Consider the following 14,584-nt stretch of genomic DNA (forward strand, 5'->3'; position numbering starts at 1 on the left):
GGGTCCGGGTGAAACCTTGGTCATCCCAGTGCACTCCCCGCGTGATCCCGGCCGCCACTCGTGCGGTGCGCATCCACCCGGACGTGACTCGCGCACATCCGATCCGCGACCGCACCGGCGCATCGTGGACCGGTCCCACCGGAAGGAGAAAGCCATGACAGCAGCAGCGGTTCCGGCCGAACCCCAGCAGCCCGCCGAGCCGGCCGAGCGGCACCTGAGCGCCGTTCCGGACCCCGAGCCGGAGACGGACGAGCGTGAGCACATCGTGCTCGGCTACAACTGACTCGCACTTTCGAAGATGACCACGTCCCGGCCGCCACGGGAAACTGGAGGTCGGCCGGGGCGTCACGGGGTTCCCGGCGGGGCGAGCCAGTGGCCTGTCCGCGATGCACGTCTGCGTGGGCCGGGCGCACCGGCGGACGTTCGGTTGGGAGGCCGGCGAATGGCATTGCGCCTCCAGCTCACCGCTGGCTTCGAGATCCTCGAGGAGTGGGCTGAATCCGCGACCCAGGCCCAGCGCAACGCGCTCTACGAAGCGCTGTTCGCGGTCGGCGACGGTTCGGCATTCCTCGTTTACGACATTTTCGGCGACGCGGAAAACCCGCGCAATTTCGTCGTGGTCGTGAAAGCAAATCTCGTCCTCAAAATCATGGTGCAGCGCGCGGAATCTTCCTTCGAAATCCGTTATGTCGGCGCGCTCGAGGACGACGTCGACGTCGCGCCGGTCCAGTCGAGCCCGGTCAACCCGGAGTAACCGGCGGAGTTCCTGGTCCGAATGGCGCAATGCGGGTGCGCGTGCGGCGGAACAACGCCGCGTAGGTGGCCCAACAACACCTGCTCCCGGCATGTGTTTCACACCTTGACTATGGCCCGCCCGGTATGAAACTCTTCATATGTTCGCTGGTCAGAACGTTATTTTTGGGGCGAATAACGAGGAGGCAGCACAATGTCGTCACCGGAACTGCCGGGTCTTGACGTTTCCAGCCGCGTCCGGGCGCGGGACATCCAGATGACCGGGACTGCCGATCTCGGCCGCCGGGTCCTCATGATCACGGGCGCCGTCGACACCACCGACCACGACGTCTCGGTCAGCGTCAACCTGCCCGAGCCGGGCCGCTGGCACGTGATCAAGGCGGAGACCAACCTGACCGACCAGACCTGGGTCGCCATGCAGGCCGTGCTGGACGAGGACTCCACGTTCCTCGACGACGACCTGCTGATGTCGCCGCAGTTCACCAAGAGCTTCATGACGCCGGACCAGCGCCGCCTCACGTTCTACGACGGCGAGGTGCGCCCGGGCGAGACCGTGCTCAAGGCCTATTCGATGGAGACGGGCGGGCGCAAGCCGGCGTACTTCTACTCCCGGTACAGCCCCATCCCGACCGACAGCGCCGAGCAGTCCCAGCAGACGCTCGACGAGCTGGTCGCGCACGGCATGAACCAGCGACCCGTGATCGAGCTGATCGTCCCGGTCACCGTCATCTGACGACCCGCCGGGTCCCGATCGAGCTGGGGAGCACATGATCTCGTTCGTGCCCGAGCCGCACCTGCTGGACTCGCCCCGCGGTCGTGAGTGGCCCCGGCCCCCGGTGCCGACGCCGGTCCGCGGCACGTTGCCCGCCTCCTCGGCGGACGTCGTGGTCGTCGGGGCCGGCCCGGCCGGTGTCGCGGTGGCTTCCGCGCTGTGGCACCACGGCGTCCGCGACGTCGTCGTCGCCGACCGGACCGGCCGCCCGTGCGGCCGGTTCTTCGGCCGGATCGACCGGCTGGGCCAGCGCGTCCTCCGGTCCCCGTACGAGCACCACCCCGGGGTCGAGGGCTACCGCGACTGCGAGCTCCTGGACTTCGCGCGCCTGCACTGGGGCCGGCTGACCCCCGTCGAACGGCGCGAAATCCGGATGTCGCAGGCGGGCCACCGGTCGGTGGTCCCCGTCGACGTCTTCGACGCCTACTGCGACCACCTGATCGCCAGCCACCACATCGGCCGCAAGACCTGGCAGGCGCGCGTCCGCGAGGTCGTGCCGGAGGGTGACGCGGTCACCGTGCGGGCCGACCGGTTCTCGGTCACCGCCCGGCACGTCGTGCTGTGCCTCGGCGAAGAGCGCCGGGAGGCGCCGGATTCCTGGTGGGGCGGCGGTTCCGCGCCGGCCGGAGTGTCCTATTGGGACGAATCGGTGCCGGTCGGCGGGCGGTGCCTGGCGGTCGTGGGCGCCGGGCTCACCGCGGCCCACCTGATCGCCGGCGCGCTCGACGAAGGCCGCGAAGTGCACTGGGTCGTGCGCGAAACCGGCGAGCGCTACCAGTGCGCCGACGTGAACTCCTCGTTCTTCCGCCCCGAAGGCCGCTTGCGCTTCAACCGCGTCGGCTGGTCCGAGCGGCTCGAGCTGATGAGCCGGTTCCGGCGGGCGTCGATCATGTTCGAGTTCCGGCCCCTGCTCGAACGCGCGCAGGCCGAGGGACGGCTGGTCGTGCACCGCGGCGCCGAGGTCAAGAGCATCGGCCCGGGCGTCGGCGGGACGACCGTGGTGCGCCTGGTCGGCGGCGGCCGGATCGCCGCCGACCACGTCCAGCTCGCGCTGGGCACCACCCCGTCGATCGGCGAAGGCCTGCTGCCCGATGAAGCGCTTTCCGTGCGCGACGGCTGGCCCGAGCTGGACGAACGGACCCTGGCCCACGTCCGCGCGCCACGGGTGTCGGTGGTCGGCGCCGCGGCCGCGATGGTCCTCGGCCCGGCGGCCCGCAACATCGACGGCCACCGCGTCGCGACCACCCGCGCGGCGGCGGCGATCGCCCAGGTCCTGCGGGGTGGCGAGCTCCCGGCGCCGGCGAAGACCGCGGTCGGGGTCTGAGGAGGAACCTGATGGACGCCCGCGAAGACACCCGGTTCGCGCTGCCCGAGGTCGACGCCCCCGCGGCCACCGAGGTCGGCGTGATCCTGCTCGGCCTGGAGGCCGACCGGCTGCTCGCCGGGCTCGGGCTGGCCCGCCTGGCGGACGACCCGGCGCTGGTGACCCAGGTGGTCGACCAGGCCCGGCACGGCGTCCCGGACGCCGGCCTGCCCGGGCTCCTGGAGACGGGCAGGCAGCAGTGGCGGAGCCTGCGCGCGGCGCTCGGCGCCCCGCCGTCGACGTCGACGCCGGGCTCACTCCGGCGCGAGTGGGACCGGGCCTCGGCCCGGGTCGCCGCGGCCGTTCCCGGCGCGGGCGCCGCGTCGCTGGCCTACCTGACGGCGTGCGTGCTCCGCCGCGCCGACGTCGACCGGATCGCGGATCGAAAGGACACCGATGTCGTACTTGAAGTCCCTGCCGGCTGAGACCACGCTGCTGCAGGTCTTCCAAGCCAACCCCGAGCCCGCCCGGCACCTGCTGGCCTTCCACGAAGTGCTGCTGCGCGGCGATTCGCCGTTCACGCCGGGGGAGCGGGAGCTGATCGCCGCCTACGTCTCCGGCGTCAACGAATGCGGGTACTGCCACGGCATCCACACGGTGACCGCCGAGGCCTTCGGCGTCGAGCCGGGCGTGCTGACCGCGGCGCTCACCGACCTGGACTCCGCGCCGGTCGAGGACCGCCTGAAGCCGGTGCTCGCCTACGTCGGCAAGCTGACGCGGACGCCGTCCCGGATGACCGACGCCGACGCCGAAGCGGTGTTCGCGGCCGGCTGGGACGAGCGCGCGCTGCACGACGCCGTGCTGGTCTGCGCGCTGTTCAACTTCATGAACCGCATGGTCGACGGCCTCGGCATCCGCGCCGACGACGAGTACAAGTCGCTGTCGGGCGAGCGGCTCAAGCACAGCGGCTACGCGGGTCTCGCGAAGTTCCTGCCCGAGGAGTGAGTCCCGGCCGTGACTTCGGCCGAGTAGCCGACGACGGTGCCTGGCACCCCGGTGCCGGTATGCCGGGCTCGTTCACGTTCGACGCCGGCGGCGACGCCGCGGTGGTCGGGTTCTGCTACGGGAACGCCGATCCGGCGGGCACCTTCGTGGCGGCGGACCACCCCGGCGGGGCAGCGACGGTTTCCTGCACGCCGCAGGCTTCCGGCCCCAACGACCGCTACGTGGCGACGTCTACGAGGATTGGGACAACCCGACCGTGGTTCCGCCGGGCCCGGATGGCCGGGCGAGCTTCACCTTCACCCCGGAGGCTTCCGGGTTCTACGGTCGCGACCACTTCATCGCGGTGAACCGAAGCTTGGGACGCCTTCAGCGCGGCGAGTGCGCTGAAGGCGTCCTCCGAGCTCAAGCCAGCTCGGCGAAGAACTCCGCGATGTCGCGCCCGAGCGTCTCCGGTGACTCGACGGCCGGGTAGTGGCCGCCGCGCTCCATCACCGTGTAGCGGCGCAGGTCGAAGCGGCTCTCCACCCACTTCCGCGGCACGGCCGCGGGTTCGCGCGGGTAGGCCGCGACCGCCGTCGGGACGTTGAACAGCGGCTGCGCGTCGCTCTTCGGCGTCCACGGCTTCTGGAAGCTCTCCGCGTACAGCCGGGCGGTGCTGCCCATCGAGTTGGTGAACCAGAACAGCGAAAGCGTCGTGAGGACGCGGTCGCGCGGGTACCCGGTCTCGAAGTCGCCGTCGTGGTCGGTCCAGTCGTGCAGCTTCTCGACCAGCCACGCCGCGGTCGCCGCCGGCGAGTCGCCGATGTAGGCGATGCTCTGCGGCCGGGTCGTGTGCAGCACGAAGTAGCCGTTGCTGTAGCGCGCCCACGCCGTGTTCGCCGCGCGCCGCACCTTCTCGTCGTCCGCCCAGAGCTCCTCGGGGATCGGGCCCTCGAGGCTGAACGGCATCGTGGTGTGCAGCCCGGCGACCGCTTCCGGGTGGTGGTGGGCCAGGTGCTGGCCGATGATCGAGCCCCAGTCCGAGCCGTAGACGCCGTAGCGCTCGTGGCCCAGCACCTCGGTCATCAGGCGGTGGTACATGTCGGCGGTCTCGGCGTACCCGATGCCCGGGCGGGCCAGCGGCGTCGAAAAGCCGTAGCCCGGCAGGTCCGCCACCACGACTTCGTGGCCGGCCAGGTGCGGCAGGACCTCCTTGAAGTCCCAGAACGTCCACGGCCAGCCGCCGATCAGCAGCAGCGGCACCTTCCCGTCGCCGGGGACGTGCAGGTAGTGCACCGGCTGGCCGTCCAGCTCGACGCGGTAATGCGCGTAGGCGTTCATCTCGGCCTCGTGCGCGCGCCAGTCGTAGCTGTCGCGCCAGTCGGCCAGCAGCCCGGCCAGGTATTCCTGGTTGGTCCCGTACTCCCAGCCGTCGTTGGCCAGGTCGCCGGGGAGCCGCGTGCGCGCGAGGCGCTCGCGGAGGTCCTGGATGTCCTCGTCGGGCACGGCGATGCGGAACGGTTCCGGTTGAGGCAAGGGATTCGCCCTTCGTTCGTGGTGACCACGGCCGCGGACCCGGCCGCGGGCGCGGTGGTCAGCCCAGCCGGCCGAGCCCGCCGTACATCCGGCGGGTGGTGTCGCCTTCGCGGCGCCAGTGCCCGGTCGGCACCAGGCCGGGCGGCTGCAGGGTGAAGCCGGTGAACAGCGCTTCGATCTCGGCGCGGGTCCGGAAGACGATCGGCGACGTCGCGTTGCGGTAGATCGCGCGCATGGTGTCCTGCTCGGCTTCGGGTGACTCGTCGGCGTTGAGGTGCGACAGCGCGAGGAACGACCCCGGCGCCAGCCGCTCCCGGAACGTGCGGAGGATGCCGTGCGGGTCGTCTTCGTCGGTGATGAAGTGGAAGACGGCGACGCACAGCAGCGCGACCGGCTGCGCGAAGTCGATCAGGTCCGCCAGCTCCGGGTTGTCCAGAATGGACAGTGGATCGCGCAGGTCGGCGGTGAGCAGCCGGGTGATCTTCTGCTCTTCCTCGGTCAGCAGGGTTTTCCCGTGGCTGGCGACGACCGGGTCGAGGTCCACGTAGGCGACCCGGGCGTCCGGGGTGGACCGGCGCGCGATCTGGTGGGTGTTCTCCATGCTGGGCAGCCCGGCCCCGACGTCGATGAACTGCCGCACCCCGTGCTCGGCGGCGAGGTGCTGCACCACCCGGCCGAGGAAGCGGCGGTTCTCCCAGACGACGTCCTTGGTGAGCACCTCGCCGACCTGGTCGATGACGGCGTCCCCGGCCGCCCGGTCGACCGGGAAGTTGTTGTCCCCGTGGAGGAAGTAGTCGTACATCCGCGCCGGCGACGGCTTCTCCGCCGCCACGGCGTCTTCTGCTCCCGGCATCCTGGCCTCCCGCACGTCGGTCCCGGCCGCGAGCCTAGGCCGCGCCGGGACCGCGGTCGCCTTCGTGCGTGCGCAGGTTCAGTACTCGTCCCGCAGCCGGAGCCAGCCCATGGTCGAGGTCTGCGGCCAGCCTTCGGGCGAGTCCTCCCAGACTTCCTGGCGCCCGTAGGGGGTGAGGTCGAGCAGGTTGAAGTCGAGCCGGAGGCGGTCGGTGCCGCGCCCGTTGGTGAACCAGGTGCGGAAGACCTCGTCGCCGTCGCGCAGCAGCACGCTCACGCCGAACCCGCCGCCGGTGCCCATGTCCGCGTTGAACGTGCTGCCGTAGCTCGAATACCACGGGATCTGCCAGCCGAACCGCTGCCGCAGCGGTTCGAGTTCTTCCTGCGGCGCCACGGACTCGAGGATCAGCCGCACTCCGCGCGGGGCCAGGTGCGCCCACGGCGAGAGGTTGTCGGTCAGCGACGCGCAGCCGACGCAGAGGTGGTCGCTGCCCGGCTGCTTCATGTAGTGGTAGATGATCAGCTGGTTGTGGCCGTCGAACAGCGAAACGAGATCACCGGTTTCGCCGTCGGGGCCGGTGAAGACGTAGTCGTTCTTCAGCCGCACCATCGGCAGCCGCCGCCGTTGCGCGGCGAGGTCGTCGAGCGCGTGGGTGAGCTCCTTTTCCTTGACGAGGAGCTTGTCGCGCTCGGCCTGCCATTCCTCCGCCGAGACGACGGGCGGGCGATTCATGGGGGTGGTCCTTTCCTTGGCAGTGGGGGAAATCGACCGTAGCAGCGGGGGTGGGGGTGGAACACCGGTCGCGGGAGGGAGCGCACGGGAGGAGACGCCGGTCAATCGTGTGGGTGAAAGACTGAAGCTTTTCTTTCGCCGGGCGGCCGGACACGGACGTCTTGAATGAGTCATTCAGGTCACCGGAGGTCCTGAATGACTCATTCAAGACACCACCGGGAGCCGCGCCACAAAGAATCCGGCAGTCGAGGAGAGGCGCGCGGTCCCGCCAACCCGGAAACTGGGGCCTCGACCCGTACCCAGCCGAAAGTGGTCCAGTCCATGAACGCGATTCCCGAACGCACCGGCGTCACGACCTTCCGCGGCCGTCCGGTGACCCTGCTCGGGCCGGCCGTCGGTGTCGGCGACCAGGCTCCGGACTTCACCGTCGTGGCGCCGGACATGTCCCCCGTGGCGTCCGCCTCCCTCGCCGGCCGGGTGCGGATCCTCTCGGTCGTGCCGTCGCTCGAGACGCCCGTCTGCGACCTCCAGACCCGCCGGTTCAACGAGGAGGTCGCCGGGCTCGGCGACGTCTCCGTGCTGACCGTTTCCGTCGACCTCCCCTTCGCGCAGGCGCGCTGGTGCGGGGCCGCCGGGATCGAGGGCGCGCTGGTCGGCTCCGACCACCGTGACCTGTCCTTCGGCACCGCCTACGGCGTCGTGATCAAGGAATTCCGGTTGCTCGCCCGCGCGGTTTTCGTGGTCGACGCGAACGACACCGTCGTTTACGCCGAATACGTGCCGGAAATCGGCGAACACCCCGGCTACGACGCCGTCATCGCCGCCGCCAAGAGCGCCGAGACCGCGCGCCGGGCCGCGTAGGGACGACAAGCACGAATGAAGGCGCCCGCGCGGAACCGGGTGCCCACCATGGTAACCGGGGTTTGCTGTGCCGAACCCGGCAGAGATCCGTGACGACAAGGGGCCGGAATGACGACCACCGAACAATCCCGTTTGGACGCGTACTACGGAGAGTTCACCAGCGACAAGGAGAAGGAGGTGCTCCAGGTTCCGCTGCGGCTGGTGGCGGCGTGGGCGAAGAACGACGCCGACGGTGTCGCCGACGTCTTCACCGACGACGGCCTCCTGCTGCTGCCGGGTGACGTGTACAAGGAAGGCCGCGAGGAGATCCGCATCTTCATGAAGGCCGCGTACGCTGGGCCGTTCAAGAACAGCGGTGTCACCGGGCAGCCGGTCGACCTGCGCTTCGTCACCGACGACGTCGCGCTGATCCGCACGCACGGCGGCATCCTCGCCGAGGGCGAGACCGAGATCGCGCCCGAGCTGGCCGTTCGCTCCACCTGGATCACCGTCAAGCGCGACGGGACCTGGTACCTGGCCGGCTACCAGAACAGCCCGCGCGGCGAAGGCGCCACCCTCCGCTGGTAACCCCCATCTTCGAGGAGACACCGATGACTTCCAAGGCTTCCGACCTGGTCGCCAAGGCCAAGCAGTGGGCCGGCTACTACGGCGACTTCCCGAACGGCGAGGAGGGCGCGGTCTTCACCGTTCCGCTGCGCCTGCGCGCCGCCTGGGACGCCGGTGACGCCGACGCGCTGGCCGACCTGTTCACCGTCGACGGCAGCATGCTGATCGGCGACGAGCAGCTGCGCGGCCGCGAGGCGATCCGCGCCTACCTGACCGAGCAGTTCGCCGGCGCGTACCGCGGCAGCAAGGTCGCCGACGAGCCCGTCCAGTGCAAGTTCCTGGCCGACGGCGTCGCGCTGGCCATCACCAAGGGTGGCATCAGCTTGGACGGCGCCACCGAGATCGCGCCGGAGAACGAGAACCGGGCGACCTGGGTCGTGCGCAAGGAGGCGGGCGACTACAAGCTCGTCTCTCACCAGACCAGCCCGATCCGCGGCTGAGCCCGCCGCGGCGCGAAGGCCACCCCGGCACCCTCGGGGTGGCCTTCGCGCGTGACTGTCCACAGTGGTCCCGCACGGGAGGAGTCGACGCTGCCCGCGGCGCGCCGCCACGATGGGGAGCCACAGGCGACGAGCGGAAGGTGATCCCGTGGACAGCAAACCCGCAAGACTCTCCGACACCGAACAGGCCGGGATCCGCTTGTTCGAGGAGACGCTGGGCTACGTCTATTCCGCGGCCCTGCGCGCCGCGGCCGCCGTGGGCGTCGCCGACCACCTGGCCGACGGCCCGAAGACGGTCGTCGAGCTGGCGCAGGCCACCGGGGCGCACGCGGACAACCTCAACCGCGTCCTGCGGGCCCTCGCCATGCGCGGGGTGTTCCACGAGGACGACCAGGGGCGGTTCGAGCTGACCCCCGAGGCCGAGCTGCTGCGCTCGGACGTGCCGGGCTCGCTCCGGTCCGCGGTCCTGACGTTCACCGACAAGACGTTCTGGAACTCGCACGGCGAGCTGGCGCACAGCGTCGAGCACGGCGACGCGTCCTTCGACAAGGTGTTCGGCACGACGTTCTTCGACTACTTCCGCGACGTCGAGTCGCCCGAGACGTTCTACTCGGGCATGCAGTCGAAGTCGGACTCCGAAAACGCTTCCATCATCCGCAACCTGACCTTCCCGGCCGGGGCGACGGTCGTCGACGTCGGCGGCGGGTACGGCGGGCTGCTGCTCGAAGCGCTGCGCGCCGACGACAGCCTGTACGGCCTCCTGATGGACCTGGGCGAGCACGTCGTGTCCGGCCACCGCCTCGGCGAACTCGGCGACGACGACCGCTGGGAGCTCGTCACCGGCGACTTCTTCGAGGAGTGCCCGCCGGCCGACGTGTACCTGCTCAAGCACATCATCCACGACTGGAACGACGAGCAGTGCGTGCGCATCCTGCGCAACTGCCGCCGCGCGATGCGGCCCGGCGGCCGGATCGTGGTGCTGGACACGGTGATCCCGCCGCGCAACGAACCGCACCTCGGCAAGCTGTTCGACATCATGGTCATGTCGATCCTGCCCGGCCGGGAGCGCACCGAGGAGGAGTTCCGGGCGCTGTTCGCGAAGGCCGAGCTGGAGCTGACCCGGGTCCTCGACACCGGCTTCGCGGTGTCGGTCGTGGAGGCCGTCGCCCGCTGAGCGCCCGCACGGGTCGTGAGTGTTCAGTCGGGTTGGAACCCGACTGAACACTCACGACCCGTGCGGGCCAGCAGGTGCTCGAGCGTGGTGGGGTCGCGGTGCAGGCGGCGGCAGATCGCGTTGATCCGCTCCGGCAGGCCGAGGACCTGCTCCGCGGTGAGCAGCCCGTGGGCCAGGAACCACCCCGCGTGCGCCTCGATCTCCTCGAGGCAGTGCAGCTCGTACAGGTCCGGCGGCAGCTCTCCGGAGAGGACCTCCGCCGTCCGGCGGGCCGAGTGCGCGGAAACGAAGCGCAGCGCCAGTTCCGAGTGCGCGTTCCAGGTGTCGAACGAGCCGTCGAGCCCGGCCGTGAGTTCCTCGTGCAGCAGCCGTTCCCGGTGCCGGAAGAGCGTCACCCACTCGTCGGCGCCCGGGGCGGCCGCGGGCGGCGTGTAGTCCTCGCCTGCCGCCATCGTCCACGCCGCGTCGAGCCCGATCAGCCGGTTGTCGCCACCGGCGGACTGGAACGCCAGCGTCAGGCCCTGGTAGCCGATCAGCCGGTGCTCGGAGAAGAACCCGGCCGTGCCGCTCGCCGACCGGGCGCGGTTCACCGCGCTGTCGGCCAAGGACGTGACCGCGACCTTGGTCAGCCCGAGTTCGCGGTGTACGCCAGGAGGCGCGCCGAAGGACCAGTACCGGGCGGTCTCGCGCCGCGCGAGCGTCGTCGCCGCCAGCGCCGAAGCCAGCGCGCCGAACAGCAGGCGCTGCTGGTTGAGGTGGTCGATCGCGGGGATCTCGCCGGCCAGCCGGTCGAGCGTCCGGCGGCGGACGGCGCGTTCGAGGGCGAGTGAGACGCTCGCGCGCGCGACCGCGGCGAGGCCGACGGTGATCGCGCCCCAGCCGAAGCGGCCCATGCTCATCGTGCGGCGGCCGCGGGCGCCGGTGTCGTCCAGGGGGTCGTGGAACTCGCCGTCCGGGGTGATCGACGCGCCGTCGCGCAGCCAGCGCCGGTAGGGCACGCGGACGCCGTCGAACCGGACCGTCGCGTAGTCCAGCGGCAGCAACGCGGTCGGCGGGCGGGGCTCGATCGAGACGCCCGGGCACGGGCCGTGCTCGTCGCGCACCGGCACCAGGAACAGCGCGGTGCCGTGCTCGCCGCCACCGGTGACGAGCCGGGCGCTGACGACGGCGAGCGTCGCGAACCCGGCCGGGCCGAAGGTGGCGGGGTACTTCGCCGCGCCGGGCACCGGGGTCGACAGCACGAACTCCCGCGTCGCCGGGTCGAAGACGGCCTCGGTGTGCGTGCGGGAGTTGCTGTTGGCGTGGCCCAGTTCGGCGAGCAGTGCCGCGCCGGCCCAGCGCCCGGAGACGAGGCCGGCGACGTCTTCCTCGGCCGCGCCCTGGTCGAGCGCGGCGCCGGTGGCCATGCAGTGGTGCAGGAACAGCAGGAAGAACTCGCCCGGGTCGGCCACCGCGCTCGATTCGAGCAGCGACCGCAGGCGCGGGTGGTCGTGGAGCAGCGGCCGGTCGGCGGCGAGCGCGGCCCGCAGGCGCGCTCCCGGCGGCTCCTCGGTTCGCAAGGGAATCATGTCCGCCCTTTCCGCGGGCCGGGAGCGGTCCACTGTCGCACGGTAACCAGGGCCGGGACAGCGCTCTACTCCGAGCGTGCGCTCTGGGTTTCTTGATTCGCGGGAAACTGGCAGGGCCCCGGCGGGCGGTGCCATTCTCGGTCATTCCACATCCTACTCTCCACAGGAGTGACCGTGAATTCGGAAACCACGCTGACCAGAGAACTGTACGACGGGTTGCAACTCGTCGAGTTCGACCGCTGGGACGCCATCATCGCCGACGACGTCCTGATCAACAGCCCGGCCCAGTTCGGGCAAATCGGCCTCGGTGCGCTGAAGGAATGGGCGAAGTGGTTCGTGCGCCTCGGCAAGCGCATAGACCTCGTCGACGAGCACCTCGCACTGGACGACCGGGGGAACGGGCGGGGCTTCATCGTCTTCAACCTGCATTGGAAACACGACGAGCCGTTTTTCCACATCGGGCCGACCGGGCGCGAGGGCACGTCGGTGGAAACAATTGTGCTGAAGATCGAAAATCACCGCATTGCGCAGATCGACGTCGCGAGCAACACCGTCGACCTCGTGCTCTACCTGACGCAGCGCGGCTGGCCGTACCCGCACAACGTGCGCCCGGAGCCGCTCGTCGCCGGGCTCGACCGGAGCGCGTGACGTAGCGGCAATGCAGAAGGCGCCGGGTCACGGGGTGAGCGCCGATGATGGGCGGGACCCGTCCGCTGAGGCGAAGAGGAGGACCCGGTGTCCGCTGAACTCGACGCGTCGTCCGCGTTGGACGACTATTACGGCCCGTTCACGAGCGAACGGGAGAAGGAAGTGCTGGGCGTCCCGCTGCGGCTGGTGGAAGCCTGGGCACGCAACGACGTCGACGCGGTCGTCGACGTCTTCACCAAGGACGGCACCCTGATCCTGCCGGGTGACGTCTACAAGGTCGGCCGCGACGAGATCCGCCCGTTCCTGGCGGCCGCGTTCGCCGGCCCGTTCAAGGGCTCGCGGATCACCGGCAAGCCGGTGGACCTGCGGCTGGTGAACGACACCGTCGCGCTGATCCGCACGCACGGCGGCATCCTGGCGCCGGGGGAGACCGAAATCTCCCCGGAGCTCGCCGTCCGCTCGACGTGGACGGTCAAGAAGGAAGAAGACGGCGTGTGGTACCTCGCCGGCTACCAGAACAGCCCGCGCGGCACCGGCGCGACCCTCCGCTGGTGAACACCCGGAACACCGACGAAGGAGCCGCAATGCCCGCCACCGCAACGGAGATCCTCGCCTCGTACGGGGTCGAGGAGGACACGGACTTCTACCGGGAGTTCACCGACCCCCGCGACCGCGCCGCGCTCACCGTGCCGCTGCGCATCACGCACGCGTGGAAGACCAACGACGCCGACGAGTTCGCCGGGGTCTTCACCGAGAACGGCAGCCTGCTCATGCAGGACGAGCAGCTGACCAGCCGGGAGCAGATCCGCGCGTACATGCAGGCGGGCTTCGCCGGCCCGCTGGCCGGCGCGCACGTCAAGGGCTGGCCGCTGCAGGTCACGTTCCTGGCCGAGGACACCGCGATGGTGATCACCCAGGGCGGCATCATCCTCGACGGCGAGACCGAAACCGCGCCGGAGCGCCAGATCCGCGCCACCTGGATCGTGGTGGAGCGCGACGGCGAGTGGTCGCTCCTGTCGCACCAGAGCAGCCCCGTCCGCGGCTGAGCGCCCGCTGCCCGGCGGCGTTCTCCGCAATCGCGGAGGTGCGCCGCCGGAGCGGGGAAGCGGATTCTCGACCCGACGCCGCACGTGGAAACCCGGAAGGACCACCGATGACGACGAACGTCCCCGTCCCTTCGCGCGAGGAACTGGTCCGCCGGGCCCAGGACCTGGTGCCCCTCCTGCAGAAGAACGCCGTCTGGCACGAGGAGAACCGCCGCCTGCACGACGACACCCTCGAGGCGCTGGGCGACGCCGGGTTCTTCAAGCTGCGCGTGCCGAAGCGCTACGGCGGGTTCGAGGTCGACACCGCCACCCTGAACGCCGTGCTCGTCGAGCTGGCGCGCGGTGACGGTGCCGTCGGCTGGACGACGTCGGTGTGGAACATCCCCGGCTGGATGGTCGGCATGTTCCCGGACGCCGTGCAGGACGAGGTCTACTCGACGCCGGACGTGCGCGTCTGCGGCACGCTCAGCCCGGGCGGCCAGGCCGTGCCCACCGACGGTGGCTACGTCGTCAACGGGCGCTGGGGTTTCATCAGCGGCGCGCTGCACAGCCACTGGCAGGAGATCATCGCCATCGCCCCGACGCCGGACGGCCAGGGCATGTGGCCGGTCGCCGCGCTGGTGCCGCTGAGCGACCTGCAGGTGATCGACGACTGGTACACGATGGGCATGGCCGGTTCCGGCAGTGTCACGACGGTCGCGAACGACCTGTTCGTGCCCGCCGAGCGCGTCATCCCGCTGGTCTCGATCCTGCAGGGCCAGAGCCACTCGCCGGCGAGCGCGGAGCTGCCGATCTACCGGAACCCGTTGCTGGGCGTGGCGAACGCGTCGTCGGCGGGCACGCCGATCGGGCTGGCCGAGGCGGCGATGGAGAACTTCCTCGAGCGCGTCGGCACCCGCAAGATCACCTACACCGACTACGCGCACCAGGCCGAAGCGCCCGTCACGCACCTCAAGGTCGCCGAGGCCCGGCTGCAGATCGACCAGGCCGCCTTCCACGCGGACCGGATCACCCGGACCGCCGACGAGAAGGCCGCGACCGGCGCGGAGTGGTCGCTGCTCGAGCGCGCCCGCACCCGTGCGGACATCGGCGCGATCTGCAAGCTCACCAAGTCCGCGGTGGACGCGCTGAGCCTCGCCAGCGGCGGTTCGTCGGCCTACACCAGCGTGCCGATCCAGCGGATCGCGCGGGACATCCACGTGGTGAACCTGCACGCGCTGATGGCGCCCGACACGAACAACGAGCTCTACGGCCGGATCCTGCTCGGCCTGGAACCCAACACGCAGTACATCTGAGGCGCCCCGCACC

The 14,584-nt window shown here is 70.6% G+C and carries 18 protein-coding genes; 14 read left to right on the top strand and 4 right to left on the bottom strand.

From position 1 onward, the window contains the following. Nucleotides 1-154 precede the first annotated feature (154 nt). The 6 genes from H4696_RS51005 (at nucleotide 155) to H4696_RS45970 (ending at nucleotide 3,833) form a co-directional block, all read left to right on the top strand. Complete coding sequence (locus tag H4696_RS51005; RefSeq protein WP_264086340.1) at nucleotides 155-283, top strand: hypothetical protein; 129 nt, start codon at nucleotides 155-157, stop codon at nucleotides 281-283. 159 nt (nucleotides 284-442) lie between these two features. Beyond that, nucleotides 443-754, top strand: a complete 312-nt coding sequence (locus tag H4696_RS45950; RefSeq protein ID WP_086857192.1) for a DUF6235 family protein — start codon at nucleotides 443-445, stop codon at nucleotides 752-754. Nucleotides 755-1,009: 255 nt separating this feature from the next. After that, complete coding sequence (locus H4696_RS45955; protein ID WP_086857195.1) at nucleotides 1,010-1,486, top strand: DUF6423 family protein; 477 nt, start codon at nucleotides 1,010-1,012, stop codon at nucleotides 1,484-1,486. Between the two features lie 34 nt (nucleotides 1,487-1,520). Beyond that, nucleotides 1,521-2,849: an FAD/NAD(P)-binding protein gene (locus H4696_RS45960; RefSeq protein ID WP_086857193.1), complete on the top strand. Its 1,329-nt coding sequence runs from the start codon at nucleotides 1,521-1,523 to the stop codon at nucleotides 2,847-2,849. 11 nt (nucleotides 2,850-2,860) lie between these two features. After that, nucleotides 2,861-3,313, top strand: a complete 453-nt coding sequence (locus H4696_RS45965; protein WP_192782904.1) for a DUF6187 family protein — start codon at nucleotides 2,861-2,863, stop codon at nucleotides 3,311-3,313. Then, a complete protein-coding gene (locus H4696_RS45970; protein WP_086865567.1) occupies nucleotides 3,285-3,833 on the top strand; it encodes a carboxymuconolactone decarboxylase family protein in 549 nt (182 codons plus the stop codon). The genes H4696_RS45965 and H4696_RS45970 overlap by 29 nt, the downstream gene beginning before the upstream one ends. A 402-nt stretch (nucleotides 3,834-4,235) precedes the next feature. On the opposite strand, the gene H4696_RS45975 is transcribed toward H4696_RS45970, so the two are convergent. The 3 genes from H4696_RS45975 to H4696_RS45985 all read right to left on the bottom strand — a co-directional run bounded on the left by H4696_RS45975 (nucleotide 4,236) and on the right by H4696_RS45985 (nucleotide 6,933). Beyond that, nucleotides 4,236-5,348, bottom strand: coding sequence for an epoxide hydrolase family protein (locus tag H4696_RS45975; protein ID WP_086865568.1), 1,113 nt, complete (start codon nucleotides 5,346-5,348; stop codon nucleotides 4,236-4,238). Nucleotides 5,349-5,406: 58 nt separating this feature from the next. Further along, nucleotides 5,407-6,201: an SAM-dependent methyltransferase gene (locus tag H4696_RS45980; protein WP_086865569.1), complete on the bottom strand. Its 795-nt coding sequence runs from the start codon at nucleotides 6,199-6,201 to the stop codon at nucleotides 5,407-5,409. Nucleotides 6,202-6,279: 78 nt separating this feature from the next. Then, nucleotides 6,280-6,933 carry a DUF899 domain-containing protein gene (locus H4696_RS45985; RefSeq protein WP_192782905.1) on the bottom strand — a complete coding sequence of 218 codons (654 nt, stop codon included), beginning with the start codon at nucleotides 6,931-6,933 and terminating at the stop codon, nucleotides 6,280-6,282. 321 nt (nucleotides 6,934-7,254) lie between these two features. Here H4696_RS45985 and tpx point away from each other — a divergent pair, with 321 nt between their 5' ends. The 4 genes from tpx (at nucleotide 7,255) to H4696_RS46005 (ending at nucleotide 10,014) form a co-directional block, all read left to right on the top strand. Continuing rightward, the gene (tpx, locus tag H4696_RS45990; protein ID WP_086865092.1) at nucleotides 7,255-7,794 is read left to right on the top strand and encodes a thiol peroxidase; all 540 of its coding nucleotides are present in this window, start codon (nucleotides 7,255-7,257) and stop codon (nucleotides 7,792-7,794) included. 108 nt (nucleotides 7,795-7,902) lie between these two features. After that, nucleotides 7,903-8,361, top strand: coding sequence for an SgcJ/EcaC family oxidoreductase (locus tag H4696_RS45995; protein WP_086865090.1), 459 nt, complete (start codon nucleotides 7,903-7,905; stop codon nucleotides 8,359-8,361). A gap of 23 nt (nucleotides 8,362-8,384) precedes the next feature. Next, nucleotides 8,385-8,840 (top strand): SgcJ/EcaC family oxidoreductase, encoded by a 456-nt coding sequence (locus H4696_RS46000; protein WP_086865089.1) that lies wholly within the window; start codon nucleotides 8,385-8,387, stop codon nucleotides 8,838-8,840. Between the two features lie 148 nt (nucleotides 8,841-8,988). Then, nucleotides 8,989-10,014, top strand: a complete 1,026-nt coding sequence (locus tag H4696_RS46005) for a methyltransferase (protein ID WP_211299835.1) — start codon at nucleotides 8,989-8,991, stop codon at nucleotides 10,012-10,014. Between the two features lie 23 nt (nucleotides 10,015-10,037). On the opposite strand, the gene H4696_RS46010 is transcribed toward H4696_RS46005, so the two are convergent. Then, entirely contained in the window at nucleotides 10,038-11,582 is a 1,545-nt protein-coding gene (locus tag H4696_RS46010; protein ID WP_086865087.1) for an acyl-CoA dehydrogenase family protein, read from the bottom strand. Nucleotides 11,583-11,756: 174 nt separating this feature from the next. Between H4696_RS46010 and H4696_RS46015 the strand changes: the two genes are divergently transcribed. From H4696_RS46015 to H4696_RS46030, 4 genes are all read left to right on the top strand, one after another. Continuing rightward, nucleotides 11,757-12,230 (top strand): polyketide cyclase, encoded by a 474-nt coding sequence (locus tag H4696_RS46015; protein WP_086865086.1) that lies wholly within the window; start codon nucleotides 11,757-11,759, stop codon nucleotides 12,228-12,230. Nucleotides 12,231-12,317: 87 nt separating this feature from the next. Continuing rightward, complete coding sequence (locus H4696_RS46020; RefSeq protein WP_192782906.1) at nucleotides 12,318-12,785, top strand: SgcJ/EcaC family oxidoreductase; 468 nt, start codon at nucleotides 12,318-12,320, stop codon at nucleotides 12,783-12,785. A gap of 29 nt (nucleotides 12,786-12,814) precedes the next feature. Next, on the top strand, nucleotides 12,815-13,276 hold the full coding sequence (locus tag H4696_RS46025) for an SgcJ/EcaC family oxidoreductase (protein ID WP_086865085.1): 462 nt from the start codon (nucleotides 12,815-12,817) through the stop codon (nucleotides 13,274-13,276). Nucleotides 13,277-13,383: 107 nt separating this feature from the next. After that, on the top strand, nucleotides 13,384-14,571 hold the full coding sequence (locus H4696_RS46030; RefSeq protein ID WP_086865084.1) for an acyl-CoA dehydrogenase family protein: 1,188 nt from the start codon (nucleotides 13,384-13,386) through the stop codon (nucleotides 14,569-14,571). Nucleotides 14,572-14,584 lie beyond the last annotated feature (13 nt).

Origin of the sequence: Amycolatopsis lexingtonensis (assembly GCF_014873755.1) — a bacterium.
GTDB classification, from domain to species: Bacteria; Actinomycetota; Actinomycetes; order Mycobacteriales; family Pseudonocardiaceae; genus Amycolatopsis; species Amycolatopsis lexingtonensis.

Excerpts from the sequence above, each read along its gene's own strand:
- H4696_RS51005 (WP_264086340.1), top strand. The coding sequence starts at position 155 with ATGACAGCAGCAGCGGTTCCGGCCGAACCCCAGCAGCCCGCCGAGCCG.
- H4696_RS45950 (WP_086857192.1), top strand. The coding sequence starts at position 443 with ATGGCATTGCGCCTCCAGCTCACCGCTGGCTTCGAGATCCTCGAGGAG.
- H4696_RS45955 (WP_086857195.1), top strand. The coding sequence starts at position 1,010 with ATGACCGGGACTGCCGATCTCGGCCGCCGGGTCCTCATGATCACGGGC.
- H4696_RS45960 (WP_086857193.1), top strand. The coding sequence starts at position 1,521 with ATGATCTCGTTCGTGCCCGAGCCGCACCTGCTGGACTCGCCCCGCGGT.
- H4696_RS45965 (WP_192782904.1), top strand. The coding sequence starts at position 2,861 with ATGGACGCCCGCGAAGACACCCGGTTCGCGCTGCCCGAGGTCGACGCC.
- H4696_RS45970 (WP_086865567.1), top strand. The coding sequence starts at position 3,285 with ATGTCGTACTTGAAGTCCCTGCCGGCTGAGACCACGCTGCTGCAGGTC.
- H4696_RS45980 (WP_086865569.1), bottom strand. The coding sequence starts at position 6,201 with ATGCCGGGAGCAGAAGACGCCGTGGCGGCGGAGAAGCCGTCGCCGGCG.
- H4696_RS45985 (WP_192782905.1), bottom strand. The coding sequence starts at position 6,933 with ATGAATCGCCCGCCCGTCGTCTCGGCGGAGGAATGGCAGGCCGAGCGC.
- tpx (WP_086865092.1), top strand. The coding sequence starts at position 7,255 with ATGAACGCGATTCCCGAACGCACCGGCGTCACGACCTTCCGCGGCCGT.
- H4696_RS45995 (WP_086865090.1), top strand. The coding sequence starts at position 7,903 with ATGACGACCACCGAACAATCCCGTTTGGACGCGTACTACGGAGAGTTC.
- H4696_RS46000 (WP_086865089.1), top strand. The coding sequence starts at position 8,385 with ATGACTTCCAAGGCTTCCGACCTGGTCGCCAAGGCCAAGCAGTGGGCC.
- H4696_RS46010 (WP_086865087.1), bottom strand. The coding sequence starts at position 11,582 with ATGATTCCCTTGCGAACCGAGGAGCCGCCGGGAGCGCGCCTGCGGGCC.
- H4696_RS46025 (WP_086865085.1), top strand. The coding sequence starts at position 12,815 with ATGCCCGCCACCGCAACGGAGATCCTCGCCTCGTACGGGGTCGAGGAG.
- H4696_RS46030 (WP_086865084.1), top strand. The coding sequence starts at position 13,384 with ATGACGACGAACGTCCCCGTCCCTTCGCGCGAGGAACTGGTCCGCCGG.